1 protein-coding gene is annotated in these 1,220 nt (G+C 31.1%); it reads right to left on the bottom strand.

What is annotated here, in order from left to right; translation table 11 throughout:
• Positions 1-231 precede the first annotated feature (231 nt).
• On the bottom strand, positions 232-1,197 hold the full coding sequence (locus QZ824_RS11660) for an SPFH domain-containing protein (RefSeq protein WP_291276186.1): 966 nt from the start codon (positions 1,195-1,197) through the stop codon (positions 232-234).
• Positions 1,198-1,220: the final 23 nt, after the last annotated feature.

The raw sequence follows: 1,220 nt of genomic DNA, 5'->3' as shown, positions 1-1,220 counted from the left end.
CTTTTAAAATCGACTTTTATATTTTGTTTTTAAAACATTTTTAAAAACGGGTAATATGAATTTAAGTTATTAGTTGTAAAAGTGTCTAAAAAAGCTTTTAAATACGTTTTTGTTGTTTTTATATGTTTTTATCAATAAAAACAGTCTAAATAGTTACTTCAATAAATTTTAGATATAAAAAAACCACCAATTTTAAAATTGATGGTTTTTATAAATTATTTAAAAAAAGATTTACCCTTGTGTAGGAGGAACATCAGAACCACTTCCTAAATGTTTATCTTTTGGTTTTGGTTTAGTTGTTTTCATTGCTTCGCCAATTTGGTTACTCGCTGCAAAACTTGCCACCATATTGTTTAACATATCGGTTGCTGCTTGCGGTGAATTTGGTAACAATATTAAATTAGAATGGGTATCGGCACCAATAGCATGTAATGTATCATAATGTTGGGTTACCACAATTAAAGCACTGGCTTCTTGTGAATTGATTCCCACTTCATTCAATTGATTTACTGATTCTACTAATCCACGAGCAATTTCTCTTCTTTGATCTGCAATACCTTGACCTTGAAGACGTTTACTTTCTGCTTCTGCTTTTGCTTTAGCTACAATACGAATACGCTGTGCTTCTGATTCATATTCAGCAGCTACTTTTTCACGTTCCGCAGCATTAATACGGTTCATGGCATTTTTAACTTGTATATCCGGATCAATATCAGTCACTAATGTATTGATGATGTCGTAACCATAAGTCGTCATCGCTTCGTTCAATTCACGTTTTACTGCAATTGCAATATCGTCTTTTCTAACGAATACATCATCTAAAATCAATTTTGGTACTTCGGCACGTACTACATCGAATACATATGCCGTTATTTGATCATGCGGATATTCTAATTTATAAAAAGCTTCATACACTTTCTCTTGTATTACTTTAAATTGAACCGACACTTTCATCTTAACAAACACATTATCTTTAGTTTGTGTTTCAATGATTACGTCTAATTGTTGAATACGCAGATTTACTCTTCCAGCTATTCGGTCAATTACTGGTACTTTCATTTGAAGACCCGAATTTCTAATACTTGTAAATTTTCCAAATCGTTCAATTACTACTGAAGTTTGCTGTTTTACTGTGAAAAAAGCAGAGAAAAAAATAACCAATCCAAAAATGATGAATGGTACTGAAATAATTTCCATAGTTTATCGTTTAAGTTAATAGA

Origin of the sequence: Flavobacterium sp., assembly GCF_021151785.1 — a bacterium.
In the GTDB taxonomy this organism is placed as follows: Bacteria; Bacteroidota; Bacteroidia; order Flavobacteriales; family Flavobacteriaceae; genus Flavobacterium.
Note: the sequence above shows the minus strand (reverse complement) of the source record. Positions and strands in the feature narration are given on the sequence as shown.

Excerpts from the sequence above, each read along its gene's own strand:
- QZ824_RS11660 (WP_291276186.1), bottom strand. The coding sequence starts at position 1,197 with ATGGAAATTATTTCAGTACCATTCATCATTTTTGGATTGGTTATTTTT.